This is a genomic window from Streptomyces sp. NPDC031418, from assembly GCF_055581605.1.
In genome coordinates, this window is the sequence record NZ_JBVIJC010000016.1 from 33,284 (window position 1) to 53,324 (window position 20,041).

Sequence of the window (20,041 nt, forward strand, 5' to 3'; positions counted from 1 at the left end):
TTGCACGGCTGCCGGCCGGGGAGGCCCCGGCGCGCATCCGGGCGAAGCCGCGCGAGACCGCGTCCGGCGGAACGCCTCGGGGCGACGCCGCGTGTTGACGGACCGTCAGCCGCTCACCGGCTGGTCGGGTGGGCTTCCGCGTCGCCTGTCCGCCCCCGCGTTCACTCGGCGGGGCAACAGTCGCCCCGACCGGCCACCACACCTCATCCCGGACGGCTAGGCTCGTGGTCTGTACGTCATTCGGGCGACCTGGGGAGGTAACGGGATGACGGAGGGACGGCCGCCGGCAGCCGCCTCGGGTTCCCTGTGGGAGCGGGATGCCGAGATCGCCGCCGTCGCACAGGCGCTCGACGTCCTGTGCGCCGACCAGTCGTCGGCGGGCAGTCTGCTGGTGTTCCGGGGCGAGGCCGGGATCGGCAAGACCGCACTGCTGGCCGAGACCCGCCGCATGGCCGAACGCCGCGGCTGCGCCGTGTGGTCCGCCCGCGGCGCCGAGACACTGCGATCCGTCCCCTTCAACGTGGTGCGGCAGCTGCTCCAGCCCGCGCTGCTGTCCCTGCTCCCCGAGGAGGCCCGCGAGTACCTCGGCGACTGGTACGACATCGCGGGCCCCGCCCTCGGGATAGTCGACCCCGGCGAGGACAACCCCGACCCGCAGTACGTCTGCGACGGACTCGTGGCCGCCGTACGCCGGCTCGCCCGCCGCGAGTGGCCGCTCGTGCTGCTGATCGACGACGCCCACTGGGCCGACCAGGAGACCCTGCGCTGGCTCGCCGCGTTCGCCGAACGCCTGGAGGACCTCTCCGTCCTGGTCGTGGTCGGCCGCCGCCCCGGCGAGGCCGGCGGCGAGAGCGCCCGCCACCTCGACGCGGTGGCCGCGGCCGCGGGCCACGCCGTCAGCAACCTCAACGCCCTCACCCCCACCGCCACCGCGGGCATCACCCGCGCCGCCCTCGGCCGGCACGCCGACGACGCGTTCTGCCGCGAGGTCTGGGCCGTCACCGCCGGCAACCCCTACGACACCGTCGAACTCCTCGCCAAGGTGCAGGACAGCGAGGTGACGCCGGTCGAGGCCCGGGCCGGCGAACTGCGCGCCCTCAACCGCGCCGCCCGCGGCGGCGGACTGGTCGACCGGCTGATGGAACTCGGCCTGGAGGCCACCCAGTTCGCCTGGGCCGCGGCCATCCTCGGCACCGGCATCACCGTCGACATGGTCGCCCGCCTCGCCACGATGGACGAGGGCGTCGCCCGGCACTGCGCGGAACTCCTCTGCGCCGCCCGCATCCTCACCGCACCCGACCCGGCTGTGCACGCCGAACCCGCCCCGGGCGAGCTGGAGTTCGTCCACCCGCTGATCGCCACCGCCGTCTACCACTCGATCCCGCCCGCCATGTGCACCGCCATGCACGGGGTCGCCGCCCAGATCATCACCGAACACGGCCGCGGCGCCGCCCAGGCCGCCCGGCACCTGCTGAAGGTGCACCCCGAGGGCGACGAGCAACTCGTCGAGCAGCTGCGCGAGGCCGCCCGCGAGAACCTCGCCGTCGGCGCGCCCGACGCGGCCCGCCGCTGTCTGGAACGCGCCCTGGAGGAGCCGCCGCTCCCCGAGGTGCACGCCCACGTCCTGTACGAACTGGGCTGCGCCACCCTGCTGACCGCGCCCGCCGTCACCATCGACCACCTCCAGAGCGCGCTCGGCATGCCCGGCCTCACCGGACGCGACCGCGTCGACGCCGTCGTCCGCCTCTCCCAGGCCCTGCTGCACAACGACGAACTCGAGGAGGCCGTCCGCACCATCGAGGCCGAGGCCGCCCGGCACGACGCGGGCCCCGTCCGGATGCGGCTCCAGGCCTTCCAGTTCATGTGGGAGGGCATCCACGGCGAGACCGTCTCCCCGGCCCGCTCCCGGCGCCTCGCCGAACTCGCCCGCACCTGCACCGGCCGCGACAACTCCGAACGCGCCCTGCTGATCCTGCGCGGCTTCGACGCCATGACCCACGGCGAGAACGCCGAGGAGGTGATCGAGCTGTGCGACCGCGCCCTGGTCAACGGCCGGCTCGCACCCGGCCTCGGCTGGACCGACCGCGAGTGGGGCATCGAACTGCTGATGATGCTCGGCAGCGCGTACGCCTACGCCGACCGGCTCGACCGGGCCGAGAGCCTCTTCGCCGAGGCCCTGCGCGTCTACACCGGCGCCGGCTGGCGCGGCGGCCATCTCTCCCTGGCCAACGCCTTCCTCGGCCTCGCCTACCGCAGACAGGGCCGCCTCAAGGACGCCGAGACCACCCTGCGCGAGGCACTCGCCCTCGCCGAACGCGTCGGCCGCCGCCTGCCGCTGTACTGGTCGGCCAGCTGCGGACTGGTCGACACCCTGCTGGCCCGCGGCCGGGTCGAGGAGGCCTGGTCGGTCGCGGAGCAGTACGGCTTCGCACCGCCCTACCCGTCCACCATCGTGCTGCCCGACATCCGGTCCGTGCGCGGGCGGCTGCTGCTCGCCGTCGGCCGCACCGAGGAAGGCATCAACGAACTCGAGGCCGCCGAGAAGACCGCCGTGACCCGCGGCGGCCACAACCCCGTGCTGGCCCCCTGGGCGATCGACCTCGCCAAGGCCCTCGCCGGCCAGGACCCGTCCCGCGCGGCCCAGCTCGTCACCGACGCCCGCCGCCAGGCCGAACGCTTCGGCACCGACACCGCGATCGGCGAGGCCCTGCGCTGCGCCGCCGCCCTGGAGACCGGGCCGCGCGCGGTCCAGCTGGCCGGCCGGGCCGTCGCCTATCTGGAGGCCTCACCCTGCCAGTTCGAACACGCCGCGGCCCGCATCGAGTACGGCATCGCCGCCGGCTCGGCCACGGAACTCCACCGGGGCCTGGACCTGGCCCGGTCCTGCGGAGCCGAGGGACTGGTGGCACAGGCCCGGCAGGCGCTGGAGGGGCTGGAGGAGGGACGGATTCCCTAGGGGAGCCGAACCCCGAGAGACCCCGCCGGTCTCCCGGGGAGGCACCTCACGGCGCCGGCGCGAACACCACCCACACCTGGCCGCTTGCGAAGTCCAGCGGGCTGCCGTCGGCCGCCGTGAACGCCGTACCGTCCGTGGCGGCCCGCCGTGACCAGCCGGCGGCGAAGGACCGCCCGTCGCGCAGCACCTCCGCCCGGCCCGATCCCACCGTCTCGGTGTACGGCGTCGGGTTGCCGAGCACATCGTGATAGCGGGACATCCGGACCCGCACATACTGCACGACGACCGTCGCCGGGGCGATCCGTGCGCCGCCCGGGGTGACCGCCGGGGTGCCGTCCATCGCGACCAGCCAGCCGCCCCGCCCGGCGGACCAGGTGAAGGTGAAGCGGGCCGCGGGATAGCGCACGGTGCAGGCGGCCGTGGGCGTGCCCCCGGAGGGCGCCGGGCCGTAGCGGAAGCCGGTGGTCAGCGCGGCCCGGCCCGGGGCGGCGGGCAGCAGCCGGGCCGGGTGCAGATAGAGGTTGTGCGGCGCGGCCCTGCCGTTGCTCCGGACATAGGCGGCCGGGGCCTGGTCGGGGGACTCCTCACGCAGCGGCGCCCGGCCGATCAGCGGCAGCAGCTTGCGCTGGGCCCCCGAGAACGCCAGGAACGGCCGGTCGAACTGGCGCAGCAGCTCCAGATCGGACTCGCGGGCGCTGCGCACCGGGCCGACCGTCTTCGGCAGCCTGGTCGCGTACACCGCCATCAGCCGGCTCAGTCCGCCCTCCACCTGCTCGGCGTACACCACGTCGGCCGTGTCCAGCCCGGTCTGCGGACGCGCCGCGGGCACATTGTCGATCTTCACGGCGAGCGGCGACCCGGCCGCGGCGGGCGCGGTCGGTACCGGGGTGCGGTGCGGGGCACGGTCGTGTGCGCCGTGCTGCGGGCCGGTGCAGCCGGCCATGAGCGACGCCGTCAGCGTGGCGGCCAGCAGTGCCGCCGTCAGCGCGGCGCGCCGGGGGCGCGCCCTGTGTCCCATGCCCACGCTTGTCACCCCGTCCGTGTGGTCTGATTCTGCGCCCGCGGAGTCGTGTCGGCCATAGCGCGCTGGGTACGGTCCCGCCCGTCCGGCGGGTCGAACGGACCCACGGGCCGACCCGGGTGCGCGGTCGGGGCCGGGGGAGGGGGTTCGGCGCGCGGTCGTACGGGTACCCGGGCGCCGCCGCGAACAGGACGGCGCCGCCGCCGACCGGACGCAGCCATCGGCAGCCCCGGCTGCGCCGGAGCGAGGCGGCGCGCCCGCGACCGAGGGAGCGCGACCCCATGAAGGCAGTCACCTGGCAGGGCCGGCGGGACGTCCGCGTCGAGGACGTGCCCGACCCGAGGATCGAGGAACCCACGGACGCCGTCGTCCGTATCACCTCCACCGGGCTGTGCGGCTCGGACCTGCACCTGTACGAGGTGCTCACCCCGTTCATGACCCCCGGCGACATCCTCGGGCACGAGCCCATGGGCATCGTCGAGGAGGTCGGCCCCGGGGTACCCGATCTCAAGGCGGGCGACCGGGTCGTGGTGCCGTTCCAGATCGCCTGCGGAAACTGCTGGATGTGCCTCACCGGGCTGCCGACCCAGTGCGAGACCACCCAGGTCACCGGCGAGGGCATGGGCGCCGCCCTGTTCGGCTACACCCGCCTGTACGGCGCGGTCCCGGGCGGTCAGGCCGAGTATCTGCGGGTGCCGCAGGCGCAGTTCGGACCGATCAAGGTGCCCGAGGGCCCGCCGGACGACCGGTTCGTCTATCTCTCCGACGTGCTGCCCACCGCCTGGCAGGCCGTCGAGTACGCCGCCGTCCCGCCCGGCGGCACCGTGGCCGTCCTCGGTCTGGGCCCGATCGGCGACATGGCCTGCCGGGTGGCACTCGCCCGTGGCGCCGAGCGGGTCTTCGGCGTCGACCTGGTGCCGGAGCGGCTCGCCCGGGCGCAGCGCCGGGGCGTGACCACCTACGACCTGCGCGCTTTCGACGACGAGAAGTCGCTGGTGCACGCGATCTGGGACGAGACCGGAGGGCGCGGCCCGGACGCGGTGATCGACGCCGTCGGCACCGAGGCGCACGGCAGCGCCGCCGCCAAGCTCGCCCAGACGGCCACCGGGATGCTGCCCCGCAAACTGAGCGGACCGCTCGCGGAACGCTTCAGCGTCGACCGGCTCGGCGCCCTGTACATGGCCATCGACCTGGTACGGCGCGGCGGCACGATCTCGCTCAGCGGTGTGTACGGCGGGACGGCCGACCCGATGCCCCTGCTCACCCTGTTCGACAAGCAGATCCAGCTGCGCATGGGCCAGGCCAACGTCCGGCGCTGGACCGACGTGATCATGCCGTATCTGACCGAGGAGGACCCGCTCGGCGTCGAGGACTTCGCCACGCACCGGCTGCCGCTGACGGACGCGCCGCACGCCTACGAGATGTTCCAGCGCAAGCAGGACGGCGCCGTCAAGATCCTCATGCAGCCGTAGCCGTAGCCGTAGCCGTAGCCGTAGCCATGGCTGTGGCCTCGGCGGTCGCAGGGGTGGCTCAGTGGTGCCGCTCGCCGAGGATCTCCGCCAGGTCGTACCGCACCGGCTCCTCCAGCTGCGCATAGGTGCAGCTCTCCGGGGTGCGGTCCGGGCGCCAGCGGCGGAAGCGGGCCGTGTGCCGGAAGCGCTGACCGTTCTCCATGTGGTCGTAGGCCACCTCGGCGACCCGCTCCGGCCGCAGCGGCACCCAGGACAGGTCCTTCTTGCCCGACCAGCGGCTCGGCGCGCCCGGCAGCCGGGCCGTCTCATGGGCGGTCGCGTCGGACCAGGCCGCCCACGGATGCCCGGCCACGTCGTCCATCCGGAGCGGCTCCAGCTCCTCGACCAGCTCGGCCCGCCGCTTCATCGCGAACGCGGCCGACACGCCCACATGCTGCAACCGGCCCTCCTCGTCGTACAGTCCCAGCAGCAGCGAGCCCACGACCGGGCCGCTCTTGTGGAAGCGGTAGCCGGCGACGACGACATCGGCGGTCCGCTCGTGCTTGATCTTGAACATGGCGCGCTGGTCCTGGAGGTAGCGCAGCGTCAGCGGCTTGGCGACGATCCCGTCGAGACCGGCGCCCTCGAACTGCTCGAACCACCCCTGCGCCACACCGAGGTCGGTCGTCGCCGGCGCCAGATGCACGGGCGGGGTGGCCTCGGCGAGGGCCCGGTCGAGCAGCGCCCGGCGGTCGGTCAGCTCCACGTCGAGCAGCGAGGTGTCGTCCAGCGCGAGCAGGTCGAAGGCGACGAAGGACGCCGGGGTCCGCTCGGCCAGCATCCGCACCCGCGAGTCCGCCGGGTGGATCCGCTCGGTCAGCGCGTCGAAGTCCAGCCGGCCGCCGCGCGCGATCACGATCTCCCCGTCGAGCACGCAGCGCCTGGGCACCCGCTCTCTCAGCGCCCCGACCAGCTCGGGAAAATACCTGGTCAGCGGCTTTCCGGTACGGCTGCCCAGCTCGACCTCGACCCCGTCCCGGAACACGATCGCACGGAAGCCGTCCCACTTCGCCTCGTAGTGCATGCCCGGCGGGATCTTCGCCACGGACTTGGCGAGCATCGGCTTCACGGGCGGCATCACCGGCAGATCCATGCCCCCGATTCTGCTCGCATACGTCATGTGTCGCCCGGTATGCGCCCACCGTGGGGTGCGCCTACCGTGGCCGCATGGGCGATGCGGTGGAACTGGAGGTGGGCGGCCGGACGGTACGGCTGTCCAGCCCGGACAAGGTGTTCTTCCCCGAGCGGGGTTTCACCAAGCTGGACCTCGCGCGGTACTACACCGCCGTCGGTCCCGGCATCCTGCGCGCCCTGCGCAACCGCCCGACCACCCTGGAGCGCTACCCGGACGGCGTCGGCGGCGAGTGGTTCTTCCAGAAACGGGCTCCCAAGGGCATGCCCGACTGGATCCCGACCGCCCACATCACCTTCCCCAGCGGCCGCAGCGCGGACGAGATGTGCCCCACCGAGGAGGCCGCCGTGGTGTGGGCCGCCCAGTACGGCACGCTGACCTTCCACCCCTGGCCGGTACGCGCCACCGATGTCGACCGCCCCGACGAACTGCGCATCGACCTCGACCCGCAGCCCGGCACCGAGTACGCCGACGCCGTCCGCGCCGCCCCCGAACTGCGCGCCGTGCTGGACGAGTTCGGCGGGCTGCACGGCTGGCCCAAGACCTCCGGCGGCCGTGGCCTGCATGTCTTCGTGCCCATCGAACCCCGCTGGACCTTCACCCAGGTACGGCGCGCCGCGATCGCCGTCGGGCGGGAGATGGAACGCCGGATGCCCGAGCAGGTGACGATCAAGTGGTGGAAGGAGGAACGGGGTCGCCGCATCTTCCTCGACTACAACCAGACCGCTCGGGACCGCACCATCGCCTCCGCCTACTCGGTACGGCCGCGCCCGCATGCCCCCGTCTCCGCGCCGCTGCGCTGGGACGAGGTGGAAGCCGCCCATCCCCGTGACTTCGACCTCGCCACCATGCCGGCCCGGTTCGCCGAACTCGGCGATGTGCACGCCGACATGGACGACCACGCCTACTCCCTGGACGCCCTGCTGGAGCTGGCCCGCCGTGACGAACACGACCACGGCCTGGGCGATCTGCCGTATCCGCCGGAGTACCCGAAGATGCCCGGCGAACCGAAGCGGGTCCAGCCGAGCCGCGCCCGCCGCGAACAGACCCCCTGAGCGGTCGAGTGCCTCTCCCGGCCCCGGATCACCCGAGGCCGGCGCGGCTATCCTGAGCGCCAGCCGCGCGAGGAGGAGTCCCGAAGTGACCGAGGCAGTGTCGCGCCCCACCCTGGAGGCCGTGGCCGCGCGGGCCGGCGTGTCCCGGGCCACCGCGTCCCGGGTCGTCAACGGCGGGGACCGTGTCCGCGAGCCGCTGGCCGCCCGGGTCCGCCAGGCCGTGGAGGAACTCGGCTATGTGCCCAACCAGGCGGCCCGCACCCTCGTCACCCGGCGGCACGACGCCGTCGCGGTCGTCATCGCGGAACCCGAGACCCGGGTCTTCGCCGACCCCTTCTTCGCCCTGCAACTGCGCGGCATCAGCAAGGAACTGACCGCCCACGACAACCAGCTGGTACTGCTGCTCACCGAGGGCCGCGCCGACCACGCACGCGTGGCCCGCTATCTCGCCGGCGGCCATGTCGACGGAGCGCTCGTCTTCTCCCTGCACCTGGACGACCCGCTGCCCGCACTGATCCACGACGCCGGTGTCCCCACCGTGTTCGGCGGACGGCCCGGCTGGAGCGAGAGCGCCCCGGCGCAGGACCCGGGCGTGGTGTACGTCGACTGCGACAACCGGGGCGGCGCCCGCGCCGCCGTACGCCATCTCGTGGACCTCGGCCGCCGTCGTATCGCGCACATCACGGGCCCGCTGGACCAGACCTCGGCGGTGGACCGGCTCGACGGCTACCGGGACGTCGTCGGCGCCCTGCCCGGCGCGGACCAGGCCCGGCTGGTCGTGGAGAGCGACTTCACCCCGGCCGGCGGGGAACGGGCCATGCGTGAACTCCTCGTCCGCTGCCCGGACCTGGACGCCGTCTTCGCCGCGAACGACCTCACCGCGCTCGGCGCCCTGCGCGTCCTGCGCGGCTCCGGCCGGCGGGTGCCCGAGGACGTGGCCGTGATCGGCTTCGACGACCTACTGCCCGTCGCCGAACAGACCGAGCCGCCGCTGACGACGGTCCGTCAGGAGATCGAGGAGATGGGCCGGCTGATGGCCCGGCTGCTGCTGCGCAGGCTGTCCGGCGACCGGCGCGCCGACCACACCCCGGCCGACGCGCCGTCCCCCGTCATCGTCCCGACCACCCTGGTACGCCGCGCCTCCGCGTGAGGTCACCGGCGCCGTGCGGGGCTCAGCCCTGCCGCTGCTCGCTGCGGATCACCGCGAAGCGGGCGCCGTAGGGGTCGGCGAGTCTGGCCATGCGGCCCACGCCCTCCATCGTCGTCGCGGGGACGGCGACCGTGCCGCCGAGTTCCTCCGCGCGGGCGACGACGGCGTCGGTGTCCTCGACCTCGAAATACGGCAGCCAGTACGGGCGGCCCTCCCCCTCGGCGCCGGCGGCGGCCTGCGGAACGAAACCGCCGAACATCGCGTCCTCACCGCCCTCGGCCGGGTTGACGCAGGTGTACGTCCCGCCCGGGAACGGCACCGCCGAGGTCTCCAGGCCGAGCACCTGGTGGTAGAAGTGGGCGGCCGCCGCGATGTCCGGGGTGTACAGCTCGACCCAGCACAGCGAGCCGGGATCGCCCGCCACGTCCAGGCCCTTTCTGCGCCCGGGCTGCCAGATCCCGAACGGCACCCCGGCCTCGTCCGCGAGGATCGCCATATGACCCTGGCCCATCACATCGACGGGCTGGTGCAGCACGGTGCCGTGGGCCTGCTCGGCCGCCTTGGCGGTGGCCTGCGCGTCCTCGCTCTGGAAATACACCGTCCAGGCCGGCGGACCCTGCTCGGGGCCGGTCTGCATTCCGCCGGCGACGGTCCGGCCGTCCTGCTGGAAGAAGCCGTAGCCGCCGGCGTCCGGCCCGGCCGACTCGAACCGCCAGCCGAAGAGACCGCCGTAGAAGGAGACGGCGCCGTCGATGTCCGGGGTGGCGACATCGACCCAGTTCGGAGCGCCGTTGACGAAACGGGTGGTGAGCATGTGCCCTCCTCGAAGGGGTCCCGTCCTGTGCACTGCCGAGTCTGGCACCGCCCACTGACAACCGCCGCCGGAACCCCGCTCACTCACGGTGACCGCTGCTGCCCCCTGGATTTCGCCCCGTCCCGCGCGCCGCCGTGCGCGGCGGGGGACCGGCGGCGCATCATCGAGGCGGCGGGAGGTCCCGGCGGCGCCGTTGACGCGCTGTTGATCGAACGTTTTTCACGGCCCGGCACCATCCTGGGCATGTACTTCGACACCATCACCCCGGCCGACGACACCTGGCGGGCGCAGGCCCTGTGCGCGCAGACCGGGCCGGACTTCTTCTTCCCCGAGCCGGGCAGCTCCGTGCGCGAGGCGAAGCGCATCTGCGGCCTGTGCGAGCTGCGTCCCGCCTGCCTGGAGTACGCACTCGCCAACGACGAGCGCTTCGGCGTCTGGGGCGGCCTCTCCGAAAAAGAACGCCTCGCCCTCCGCCGCACCTCCCCCTGACCCACATGCCCTCTGCCAAGCCGGCCACCTGCCAGCGAGCCCGCGCAGTGACGGCCGAGCCGCGTGCGTCGTCCCATTGGCCTGCGCCACCTGTGGCAGCACCTGCGGAGTGATGGCCGAGCCTGCGTCTTCTGCTGAGCCTGCCTACCTGTGACGAGCCTGCGCGGCCGTGGCCGATCCCGTGCACCTTCGGCTGGGCCTGACGTCCCTGAAGAAGTCCGCGCCCCCGTCCTCGTACCTCGTCCAGTGAGCCCAGCGCGACTTCGCCGGGCCCACCCCTGTCGCGGTCAGCCGGTGTGGCGGGCTGCCAGGCGGGCCTTGCGGGCGGCGAGGCGCTCGTCGAACTTCGCGGCCTCCGCGTCCAGGCCGCCCATGAACAGGCCCAGCTCCTCCTGCGCCTGCCGCCCCTCGGGGCCGAGCCCGTCGATCTCCAGGACCTTCAGGAAGCGCAGCACCGGCTGGAGCACGTCGTCGTGGTGGATGCGCAGGTTGTACACCTCGCCGATGGCCATCTGCGCGGCCGCCCGCTCGAAGCCCGGGATGCCGTGGCCGGGCATCCGGAAGTTGACGACCACGTCCCGCACCGCCTGCATGGTCAGGTCGGGGGCCAGCTCGAAGGCGGCCTTCAGCAGGTTGCGGTAGAAGACCATGTGCAGGTTCTCGTCGGTCGCGATGCGCGCCAGCATGCGGTCGCAGACCGGGTCGCCGGACTGGTGCCCGGTGTTGCGGTGCGAGATCCGGGTGGCCAGCTCCTGGAACGCGACATAGGCGATCGAGTGCAGCATCGAGTGCCGGTTGTCGGACTCGAAGCCCTCGCTCATGTGGGCCATGCGGAAACGCTCGAGCTTGTCCGGGTCCACCGCCCGCGAGGTGAGCAGGTAGTCCCGCATCACGATGCCGTGCCGGCCCTCCTCGGCCGTCCAGCGGTGCACCCACGTGCCCCACGCGCCGTCGCGCCCGAAGAGCGAGGCGATCTCGTGGTGGTAGCTCGGCAGGTTGTCCTCGGTGAGCAGGTTGACCACGAGGGCGATCCGCCCGATGTCCGTCACCTTGGACTGGTCCTGCTCCCAGGCCTGCCCGTCCTCGAACACACCGGGGAAGTTACGGCCGTCGCTCCAGGGCACGTACTCGTGCGGCATCCAGTCCTTGGCGACCTTCAGATGCCGGTTCAGCTCGGTCTCGACCACTTCCTCCAGTGCGTACAGCAGCCGCGCGTCGGTCCAGACGGACGGGCTGCCGAGGTGAGGGGAAGTGATCGTCATGGAAACTCCAGGGGGACGCCGAGCTAAGGGGGTGAGGGTGGGGGAAGTGCCGGCGAGCGGCGCCGGAACGTACGTGATCGTAGGCTACGAATCCGTAGGTTACGAACCCGTAGGTTAAGTTCGCCGTAAAGGCTGCTGATCAGCGAGGTCGGACCCGGGTTGACGGCATACGGAACAGCCCCGGGACCCACCAGGTCCCGGGGCTGTCGGGCTGACAGAATCACCCGATCAGGCGTACAGCTCCCGCAGTCGCACCGAAAGACAGGTCACACAGCCCTCCAGCTTCTCGAACTCGCTGATGTCCACCGTGATCACCTCGTGGCCGAGATCGGTCAGCAGCTCCGCCGTCTTCGGGGCGCTCGCCGCCATCAGCAGCTTGTGCCCGCCGAGCAGCACCACATGGGCGCCGGACTCCTCCGGCACCGACAGGAAGCGCGGGAAGAGCGCGGGCCGGTCCACCTTGGGGATGTGCCCGATCACCGTGCCGTCGGGCAGCGCGGTCACCGCCGACTTCAGATGCAGCACCTTGCTCACCGGCACGGCCACCACCCGCGCGCCCAGCGGCTCGAAGGCGGCGCGCAGCTGCTGGACACCGGCCACGTTGGTGCGCCCGCCCCGCCCGACGTAGACCGTGTCGCCGACCTTCAGCACATCGCCGCCGTCCAGGGTGCCCGGCTCCCATATCCAGTTCACCGAGCAGCCGAGGCTCGCCACCGCCTCCTCGACACCGGCGGTCTCCGCCCGGCGGGGACCGGCACCGGGCCGGGTGATCAACGCCACGTTCCGGAACATCACGACGGTGTCCTCGACGAACACCGAGTCCGGGCAGTCGTCGGCCGGTTCGACCTCGACCGTCTCCCAGCCGTGGGCGCGCAGCGCCTCGACATACGCCTCCCACTGCCGCACGGCGAGCTCCACATCGACCTTCTCCCGCTCGATGTGCGTCACCAGGCCTTCGGCGAGACGGGGGCTGGGGCGGCGGACGAGGGCCTTCTTGCTGGGCACGAGAAGCCTTTCGTATCGGTCGGACGGTTCGGTCGCGGCAGTGGCGCGGACCGGTGCCGGACGAGGTCCGGCACCGGTCCGCCATCATGCAGCCCGCTCCGGCCTGGGCAAAACCCTCGTTGTCAGGCTGTGCCCAGCCCGACATCCTCCGGTGCGATCTCCCTCAGTTCGCCCCCTTCCATCAGCAGCCACCGGGTGATGCCGACCGACTCCAGGAAGGGCAGGTCGTGGCTGGCCACGAGCAGTGCGCCCTCGTACGACTCCAGGGCCGAGACGAGCTGCCGTACGCTCGCCATGTCGAGGTTGTTGGTCGGCTCGTCGAGCAGCAGCAGCTGCGGTGCCGGTTCGGCGAGCATCAGCGCGGCCAGGGCCGCCCGGAACCGCTCGCCGCCCGAGAGGGTCGCCGCCTTCTGGTCCGCCCGCGCCCCCCGGAACAGGAAGCGGGCGAGCCGCGCCCGGACCCGGTTGTTGGTGGCGCCCGGCGCGAACCGGGCCACGTTCTCGGCGACCGTCCGCTCGTCGTCCAGCACGTCCAGCCGCTGGGGCAGGAACCGCAGCGGGACATGCGCCGTGGCCAGGCCGGCCACCGGGGCCAGTTGTCCGGCGACGGTCCGCAGCAGGGTCGTCTTGCCGGAGCCGTTCCGCCCGACCAGCGCGATCCGCTCCGGGCCGCGCAGGTCGAGGATCCCCGGGACGCGTACGCCGTGGGCGAGTTCCAGGTTCTCCAGGGTGAGGACCTGCCGGCCGGGCGGTACGGCCGTGTACGGCAGCTCGACGCGGATCTCGTCGTCGTCCCGTACGGCCTCCACCGCCACGTCCAGGCGCTCCTTCGCCTCGGCGAGCCGCTCCTCGTGGAGGATGCGGTGCTTGCCGGCGGACTCCTGGGCGGCGCGTCGGCGCGCTCCCATGACGATCTTGGGCTCCCGCTTGGTGTCCCACATCTTCTGCCCGTACCGCTTGCGGCGGGCCAGTTTGACCTGGGCGTCGACGAGTTCCCGCTTCTGCTTGCGCAGATCCGCCTCGGCGACCCGGAGCATCCGCTCGGCGGCCTCCTGCTCCACCGCGAGGGCCTCCTCGTAGGCCGAGAAGCCGCCGCCGTACCAGGTGACCTCGCCGGAGCGCAGCTCGGCGATCTGGTCGACCAGGTCGAGCAGTTCCCGGTCGTGGCTGACCACGACCAGGATGCCCGGCCAGGAGCCGACGGCCTGGTAGAGCCGGCGGCGCGCGTACAGGTCGAGGTTGTTGGTGGGTTCGTCCAGCAGCAGCACGTCCGGGCGGCGCAGCAGCAGCGCGGCCAGCCGCAGCAGCACCGACTCGCCGCCGGACACCTCTCCGACGGTGCGGTCCAGGCCGAGGTGGCCGAGGCCGAGTTCGCCGAGCGTGGCGAGGGCGCGCTCCTCGACGTCCCAGTCGTCGCCGACCGCCTCGAAGTGCTCCTCGGCCGTGTCGCCCGACTCGATGGCGTGCAGCGCGGCCCGCCGGCCGGCGATTCCGAGGGCCTCGTCGACGCGGAGGGTGGTGTCCAGGGTGATGTTCTGCGGGAGATAGCCGATCTCGCCGGTGGCCTTGACGGCACCGGCGGCCGGGACGAGTTCGCCGGCCAGCAGCCTCAGCAGGGTGGACTTGCCGGAGCCGTTGACGCCGATGAGACCGGTTCTGCCGGGGCCGAAGGCGAGGTCGAGACCGTCGAGGACGGTGGTGCCGTCGGGCCAGGCGAAGGAGAGGGCGGTGCAGGTGAGGTTCGTTGACACAAGGGCCTCGCGGTGTGGGTGGGTGCGGTCGGGGCGAGCGCGTGGGAGACACCGCGAGGCGGACACCGAAGGACCCGGGGCACGAGGAGGCCCGAGAACGGGAAAAGGGCCTGTGCGCCAAAGGACGGCTCGGACGCCGAGGTCGTACGCCACGCACACCTCAGGGGTGTGAACGCGGTGTCTCAGGACCTCAGACGAGCAACGTCCTTCTCCAATCGACGGCAACAGGACCGATTACACGGTAGGAAGGGCGCGCAGCGCTGTCAACGGAATTGAATCCGCCTGGGCGCCGGGCGCGGAGGGCTCAGCAGGCGTCGCGCATCAGCTCGGCCAGACCGTGGTCCAGGTCCAGCTGGAGGTGTTCGAGGCCGGCCGGCACCAGCTCGTCCGTCGCGGCCAGGAACCGCCGTATCTCACCCGAGCGCACATGCACCAGCGCGGTGCCCTCCGGGGCGTGGAACTCCAGCACGGTGCGGTCGTACCCGTACGGCCGGACCCGGACGTCGCCCAGGCCCTCGGGCCCCTCCAGCCCGGCCGCGAGCAGCTCACGGGAGAAGGTCCAGCACACCTCCACGCCCTCCAGGGTGGCCGGGGCCGGGAAGGTCATGCGGACGGCGAACGGATCACTGCGGTCGTAGCGCAGCGTGGCGGGAATGCTCGGCATGCGCGGTGCGGCGGCGACGAGACGGGCCTCTACGGGCTGCTCGATGACGGTTGACAACGCCTTGCTCCCTCGTGACGGCTGGGCTACGTCCGGGTGCGACGCCCGGCACTCAGAGAGACGACGGATCCGGCCGTTGCGTGCACGCGGGGAACGAGTGACCTCGGTCACCGCGTTCATGCCTGGCCGGTAGAAGCCCCGAGGGCGGGTACTCGGCGGCGTGCAGCAAGGCATCGGCGCGAGGAAGGGAGCGATCATGCCAGCCGGTTCCAGCCCGAAGCGCGAGCGTCAGTACGAGCACATCAAGGAGAGCGCGCAGGACCGGGGCGAGAGTGCCGGACGCGCCAAGGAGATCGCCGCGCGGACCGTGAACAAGGAACGTGCCCGCTCCGGCGAGTCCAAGACCGCCAGCCGCAGCTCCACGCAGGACAGCAAGTCGTCCTCCGAGCGCGGCGGCCAGCGGTCGGGCAACCGCGTCGGGTCCCACGGCCCCACCCGCGACCAGCTCTACAACGAGGCCAGGCAGCGCGGCATCGAGGGCCGCTCCCATATGAACAAGGACGAGCTCCAGCGTGCGCTGAACGCCAAGAAGGGCTGAGCTCGGGGACCCCCTGGCGTCCGGGGGCCGGCCGGGAAGCCGTACAGTCGTGCCCACCATGACGACCGTAGGCGTACCCGCGGGCTGGCCCGCGACCGAGGACGAGGCCCGCGCGGTCCAGGACGAACTGCGCGGGCGGGTGGTGCTCGACGAGCCCGGGCCGCCGCCCGGCAGCGGCCGGGTCACCGGCGTGGACGTCGCCTACGACGACGACCTCGACCTCGTCGCCGCGGCGGCCGTCGTCCTGGACGCGGCCACCCTGGAGGTGGTGGCCGAGGCGACCGCCGTCGGCCGCATCTCCTTCCCCTATGTGCCCGGGCTGCTCGCCTTCCGTGAGATCCCCACGGTCAGGGCCGCCCTGGAGCGGCTGCCGTGCCCGCCCGGTCTGGTCGTGTGCGACGGCTACGGCCTCGCCCATCCCCGTCGCTTCGGCCTCGCCAGCCACCTGGGTGTGCTCCTGGACCTGCCGACCATCGGCGTCGCCAAGAACCCGTTCACCTTCACCTACGACGACCCCGCCCCCGCGCGCGGCGCGTGCGCACCGCTGCTCGCCGGAACCGAGGAGGTCGGCCGCGCGGTGCGCACCAGGGACGGCGTCAAGCCGGTCTTCGTCTCGGTCGGCCACCGGGTGAGCCTGGACAACGCCGTGGCGCACACCCTGGCGCTGGCCCCGGCCTACCGGCTGCCGGAGACCACGCGCCGGGCGGACGCCCTGTGCCGCAGGGCGCTCCAGGAGGCGACGGCGCGCCGGGCGCCGGCCTCCTGAACCGGGCGCTGCCTCACGCGCGCGTGGAGGCGCTCGCGGTCTCGGCGGCCACCCGGAAGGTGATCCCGGCGGCGCGCAGCCGCTCGGTCAGCGCGTCGCCCATCGCCTGCGCGGTGGTGACCTGCCCGGCCGTCGGCGGCAGTTCGTCGAAGGCCAGGCACAGCGCGGCCTCGGCGAACATCCTGGCCGTCTCGTCGTACCCCGGGTCGCCGCCCGCCACCTCGGTGAACACCCGCCGCCCGCCGCCCTCGCCGACGAACCGCACGGTGAACCAGCTCCGCGCCCGCTTCTCCGGGCTCGGCCCGTCACCCGGCTTGAGCCGGTCCGACAGCCAGCGCCGGGCGGGCGGCAGCTGGGCGGCCGCCGCGACGGCACCGACGGCGGCGACCCCGCCGAGCGCGACCGGCAGATGCCGGACCGCGGCGAAGTGCCGGTAGCGGAAGTCGGGGCCGTACCGCTCCAGCGCCTTCGCCGAGCGGCGCACGATCTGCGGATCGATCGTCGGCAGCGGCACCGCCCACGCGCCGACCTCCCCGGCGAACCGCGGCGCGCCCGCCGGGGTCGCCACCCGGCGCCCGAGCAGCCGGGGCTCGTGCCGGGCCCGCTCGCGCGCGGCGGACAGCATCTGCCGGCCGCGGGCGATCTGGTTCAGCACCGAGGCCAGCGTGCCCCCGGAGAACGCCGCGTCGGTGCTCACGAACCCGTCCACGGTCAGCGGCACCCCCTCCGGCAGCTGCCGGACGGTGAAGTACACCCCCAGGTCGTGCGGCACGGAGTCGAAGCCGCAGGCGTGCACCAGTCGGGCGCCGGTCTCCCGCGCGCGTGCGTCGTACCGGACGTACATCAGGTCCACGAACTCCGGCTCACCGGTGAGGTCCAGGTAGTCGGTGCCGGCCTGCGCGCAGGCGGCGACCAGCGCCTCGCCGTGCAGGATGTACGGCCCCACGGTCGTGGCCACCACGCGCGCGTGGTCGGCGAGGGCCCGCACGGTGTCCGGTTCGGCGACGTCGGCGCGCAGTACGCCGATCTCCGCGCCGCCGGGCAGCGCTTCGCGCAGCCGCTCCAGCTTGCGTGCGTCGCGGCCCGCTATCGCCCAGCGCAGGTCCCGCGGCGCGTGCGCGGCGAGGTACTCCGCTATCAGCGTTCCGACGAAGCCCGTCGCTCCGAAGAGCACGAGGTCGTACGGACGGTCCGTCCTTTTCAGCCTGGCCATGACACCCCTTCGTCCCGCAGCCCGCGCCGCCGTCGGTCGCTGAGGCTAGCGTGAGGTGTGCGCGCTCCGACGACCGGCCTTTCATCCGTCCGGGTGATCCCGGACGCTCCGGGCACTTGGCTAAGCGCTTGCTCGTTCAGGTCTTGTGTCCGGTGGAACGTGTTCTTAGCATCACCGGTGTTACATCGGTAGTGTCACACTCGCTTGGGGGCTCGATGACGACGGCAGTGAAGCCGGGGCAGGACGGCCCGCTCACCGGCGTGCGCGTGGTGGAGCTGGCCGGCATCGGGCCGGGCCCGTTCGCCGCCATGCTCCTGGGCGACCTCGGCGCCGACGTGGTCAGGGTGGACCGGCCGGGCGGCCCCGGCATCGGCATCGACCCGGCCCGCGACCTCACCAACCGCAACAAGCGCTCGGTCGTCGTCGACCTCAAGGCGGCGGACGGACCCGCGCGCGTCCTCGATCTCGCCGAGCGGGCCGACATCCTGATCGAGGGCTACCGCCCGGGCGTCGCCGAGCGGCTCGGCGTCGGCCCCGAGCACTGCCACGCCCGCAACCCCCGTCTGGTCTACGGCCGCATGACCGGCTGGGGACAGGACGGCCCCCTCGCCCCCCGCGCCGGCCACGACGTGGCCTACATCGCCGTCACGGGCGCCCTCGGCATGATCGGCCGGCCGGACGAGCCCCCGCCCGTCCCCGCCAACCTGCTCGGCGACTACGCGGGCGGTTCGCTCTACCTGGTGGTCGGCGTGCTCGCCGCGCTGCACCACGCGCGCGCGACCGGCACCGGACAGGTGGTCGACGCCGCCATCGTGGACGGCGCGGCCCACCTGTCCGCGATGATCCACGGCATGCTGGCGGCCGGCGGCTGGCAGGACCGGCGCGCCGCCAACCTCCTCGACGGCGGCTGCCCCTACTACGGCACCTACGAGACCGCCGACGGCCGGTACATCGCGGTCGGCGCCCTGGAGGAGCAGTTCTACGACGAGTTCCTGCGCCTGCTCGGCCTGGCCGAGGAGGACGGCGCCCGCACGGACTGGACCCGCTGGGGCGAGCTGCGCGAAAAGATCGCCGCCCGCTTCAAGGCCCGCACCCGGGACGAGTGGACGGCCCTCTTCGAGGGGTCCGACGCCTGTGTGGCCCCGGTGCTGTCCCTGCGCGAGGCCCCGCACCACCCGCACCTGGCCGCGCGCGGCACCTTCGTCACCCACTCCGGCATCACCCAGCCCGCCCCCGCCCCCCGCTTCTCCGCGACCCCCGCCGCCGTCCGCGGCGGACCGGCCCTGCCCGGCGCGCACACGGAGTCGGTGGCCCGGGACTGGGCCGTACCCGCGCTGCACGACCCCCCGGCCGCCGACGGCGACTGACCCCACCGACCCAGGCGACCCCGCCCCCGCTCGGCCCACCCTCCCGAAAGGCACTCCAGTGAGCACCGAAGCGTACGTGTACGACGCGATCCGCACCCCGCGCGGCCGCGGCAAGGCGAACGGCGCCCTGCACGGCACCAAGCCCGTCGACCTGGTCGTCGGCCTCATCCACGCGCTGCGCGACCGCTTCCCCGGCCTCGACCCGGCCGCCGTCGACGACATCGTGCTCGGCGTCGTCGGCCCCGTCGGCGACCAGGGCTCCGACATCGCGCGGATCGCCGCGATCGCCGCCGGACTGCCGGACACCGTCGCGGGCGTGCAGGAGAACCGCTTCTGTGCCTCCGGCCTGGAGGCCGTCAACCTGGCCGCGGCCAAGGTCCGTTCCGGCTGGGAGGACCTGGTCCTCGCGGGCGGTGTGGAGTCCATGTCCCGGGTGCCGATGGGCTCCGACGGCGGGGCCTGGTTCAACGACCCGATGACCAACCTCGCCGTCAACTTCGTGCCGCAGGGCATCGGCGCCGACCTGATCGCCACCATCGAGGGCTTCACCCGCCGGGACGTGGACGAGTTCGCGGCCCTGTCCCAGGAGCGCGCCGCCACCGCCTGGAAGGAGGGCCGCTTCGACCGCTCGGTGATCCCGGTCAAGGACCGCAACGGCCTGGTCGTCCTCGACCACGACGAACACATGCGCCCCGGCACCACCGCCGACTCCCTCGCCAAGCTCAAGCCGTCGTTCGCGGACATCGGCGAGCTGGGCGGCTTCGACGCGGTCGCGCTCCAGAAGTACCACTGGGTGGAGAAGATCGACCACGTCCACCACGCGGGCAACTCCTCCGGCATCGTGGACGGCGCCTCCCTGGTCGCGATCGGCTCCAGGGAGGTCGGTGAGCGCTACGGTCTCACCCCGCGCGCGCGGATCGTCTCCGCGGCCGTCTCCGGCTCCGAGCCGACCATCATGCTCACCGGACCCGCGCCCGCCACCCGCAAGGCGCTCAGCCGGGCCGGCCTCACCATCGACGACATCGACCTGGTCGAGATCAACGAGGCGTTCGCCGCGGTCGTCCTGCGCTTCGTGAAGGACATGGGCCTCAGCCTCGACAAGGTCAACGTCAACGGCGGCGCCATCGCCCTCGGTCACCCGCTCGGCGCGACCGGCGCCATGATCCTCGGCACCCTCGTGGACGAACTGGAGCGCCAGGACAAGCGCTACGGCCTCGCCACCCTGTGCGTGGGCGGTGGCATGGGCATCGCCACCATCGTCGAACGCATCTGAACTCCCCGCGGAAACAA

At 73.1% G+C, this 20,041-nt stretch carries 17 protein-coding genes; 9 read left to right on the top strand and 8 right to left on the bottom strand.

What is annotated here, in order from left to right; translation table 11 throughout:
* Positions 1-265 precede the first annotated feature (265 nt).
* A complete protein-coding gene (locus ACZ5CZ_RS23810) occupies positions 266-2,956 on the top strand; it encodes an ATP-binding protein (RefSeq protein WP_468945754.1) in 2,691 nt (896 codons plus the stop codon).
* 46 nt (positions 2,957-3,002) lie between these two features.
* On the opposite strand, the gene ACZ5CZ_RS23815 is transcribed toward ACZ5CZ_RS23810, so the two are convergent.
* Positions 3,003-3,974: a DUF3048 domain-containing protein gene (locus ACZ5CZ_RS23815; RefSeq protein ID WP_468945756.1), complete on the bottom strand. Its 972-nt coding sequence runs from the start codon at positions 3,972-3,974 to the stop codon at positions 3,003-3,005.
* A 284-nt stretch (positions 3,975-4,258) separates the two neighbouring features.
* On the opposite strand from ACZ5CZ_RS23815, the gene ACZ5CZ_RS23820 reads away from it, so the two are divergent.
* On the top strand, positions 4,259-5,449 hold the full coding sequence (locus tag ACZ5CZ_RS23820; RefSeq protein WP_385848013.1) for a zinc-dependent alcohol dehydrogenase: 1,191 nt from the start codon (positions 4,259-4,261) through the stop codon (positions 5,447-5,449).
* 58 nt (positions 5,450-5,507) lie between these two features.
* On the opposite strand, the gene ACZ5CZ_RS23825 is transcribed toward ACZ5CZ_RS23820, so the two are convergent.
* Positions 5,508-6,581: an ATP-dependent DNA ligase gene (locus tag ACZ5CZ_RS23825; RefSeq protein ID WP_468945758.1), complete on the bottom strand. Its 1,074-nt coding sequence runs from the start codon at positions 6,579-6,581 to the stop codon at positions 5,508-5,510.
* Between the two features lie 74 nt (positions 6,582-6,655).
* On the opposite strand from ACZ5CZ_RS23825, the gene ligD reads away from it, so the two are divergent.
* The gene (gene ligD / locus ACZ5CZ_RS23830) at positions 6,656-7,675 is read left to right on the top strand and encodes a non-homologous end-joining DNA ligase (protein ID WP_468945760.1); all 1,020 of its coding nucleotides are present in this window, start codon (positions 6,656-6,658) and stop codon (positions 7,673-7,675) included.
* Positions 7,676-7,760: 85 nt separating this feature from the next.
* A complete protein-coding gene (locus ACZ5CZ_RS23835; RefSeq protein ID WP_468945762.1) occupies positions 7,761-8,825 on the top strand; it encodes a LacI family DNA-binding transcriptional regulator in 1,065 nt (354 codons plus the stop codon).
* 22 nt (positions 8,826-8,847) lie between these two features.
* On the opposite strand, the gene ACZ5CZ_RS23840 is transcribed toward ACZ5CZ_RS23835, so the two are convergent.
* Positions 8,848-9,639 carry a VOC family protein gene (locus ACZ5CZ_RS23840; protein WP_468945765.1) on the bottom strand — a complete coding sequence of 264 codons (792 nt, stop codon included), beginning with the start codon at positions 9,637-9,639 and terminating at the stop codon, positions 8,848-8,850.
* Between the two features lie 243 nt (positions 9,640-9,882).
* Here ACZ5CZ_RS23840 and ACZ5CZ_RS23845 point away from each other — a divergent pair, with 243 nt between their 5' ends.
* Positions 9,883-10,128 (top strand): WhiB family transcriptional regulator, encoded by a 246-nt coding sequence (locus tag ACZ5CZ_RS23845; RefSeq protein ID WP_467549758.1) that lies wholly within the window; start codon positions 9,883-9,885, stop codon positions 10,126-10,128.
* Between the two features lie 287 nt (positions 10,129-10,415).
* On the opposite strand, the gene ACZ5CZ_RS23850 is transcribed toward ACZ5CZ_RS23845, so the two are convergent.
* From ACZ5CZ_RS23850 to ssgD, 4 genes are all read right to left on the bottom strand, one after another.
* Positions 10,416-11,390: an acyl-ACP desaturase gene (locus ACZ5CZ_RS23850; RefSeq protein ID WP_385848005.1), complete on the bottom strand. Its 975-nt coding sequence runs from the start codon at positions 11,388-11,390 to the stop codon at positions 10,416-10,418.
* Positions 11,391-11,618: 228 nt separating this feature from the next.
* Positions 11,619-12,395, bottom strand: coding sequence for a dimethylargininase (gene ddaH / locus ACZ5CZ_RS23855; RefSeq protein WP_385848003.1), 777 nt, complete (start codon positions 12,393-12,395; stop codon positions 11,619-11,621).
* Positions 12,396-12,517: 122 nt separating this feature from the next.
* On the bottom strand, positions 12,518-14,146 hold the full coding sequence (locus tag ACZ5CZ_RS23860; RefSeq protein WP_468945770.1) for an ABC-F family ATP-binding cassette domain-containing protein: 1,629 nt from the start codon (positions 14,144-14,146) through the stop codon (positions 12,518-12,520).
* Positions 14,147-14,450: 304 nt separating this feature from the next.
* Positions 14,451-14,867 carry a spore wall synthesis regulator SsgD gene (gene ssgD, locus ACZ5CZ_RS23865; RefSeq protein ID WP_385848000.1) on the bottom strand — a complete coding sequence of 139 codons (417 nt, stop codon included), beginning with the start codon at positions 14,865-14,867 and terminating at the stop codon, positions 14,451-14,453.
* Between the two features lie 196 nt (positions 14,868-15,063).
* On the opposite strand from ssgD, the gene ACZ5CZ_RS23870 reads away from it, so the two are divergent.
* On the top strand, positions 15,064-15,405 hold the full coding sequence (locus ACZ5CZ_RS23870) for a plasmid stabilization protein (protein ID WP_385847998.1): 342 nt from the start codon (positions 15,064-15,066) through the stop codon (positions 15,403-15,405).
* A 58-nt stretch (positions 15,406-15,463) separates the two neighbouring features.
* Positions 15,464-16,171, top strand: a complete 708-nt coding sequence (locus tag ACZ5CZ_RS23875) for an endonuclease V (protein ID WP_385847997.1) — start codon at positions 15,464-15,466, stop codon at positions 16,169-16,171.
* Positions 16,172-16,184: 13 nt separating this feature from the next.
* Here ACZ5CZ_RS23875 and ACZ5CZ_RS23880 read toward each other — a convergent pair whose 3' ends face one another.
* Positions 16,185-17,384 carry a saccharopine dehydrogenase family protein gene (locus tag ACZ5CZ_RS23880; protein ID WP_385847995.1) on the bottom strand — a complete coding sequence of 400 codons (1,200 nt, stop codon included), beginning with the start codon at positions 17,382-17,384 and terminating at the stop codon, positions 16,185-16,187.
* 215 nt (positions 17,385-17,599) lie between these two features.
* Here ACZ5CZ_RS23880 and ACZ5CZ_RS23885 point away from each other — a divergent pair, with 215 nt between their 5' ends.
* The gene (locus ACZ5CZ_RS23885) at positions 17,600-18,751 is read left to right on the top strand and encodes a CaiB/BaiF CoA transferase family protein (protein WP_468945775.1); all 1,152 of its coding nucleotides are present in this window, start codon (positions 17,600-17,602) and stop codon (positions 18,749-18,751) included.
* Positions 18,752-18,809: 58 nt separating this feature from the next.
* The gene (locus ACZ5CZ_RS23890) at positions 18,810-20,024 is read left to right on the top strand and encodes an acetyl-CoA C-acetyltransferase (RefSeq protein WP_385845865.1); all 1,215 of its coding nucleotides are present in this window, start codon (positions 18,810-18,812) and stop codon (positions 20,022-20,024) included.
* The last annotated feature ends 17 nt before the right edge of the window (positions 20,025-20,041 follow it).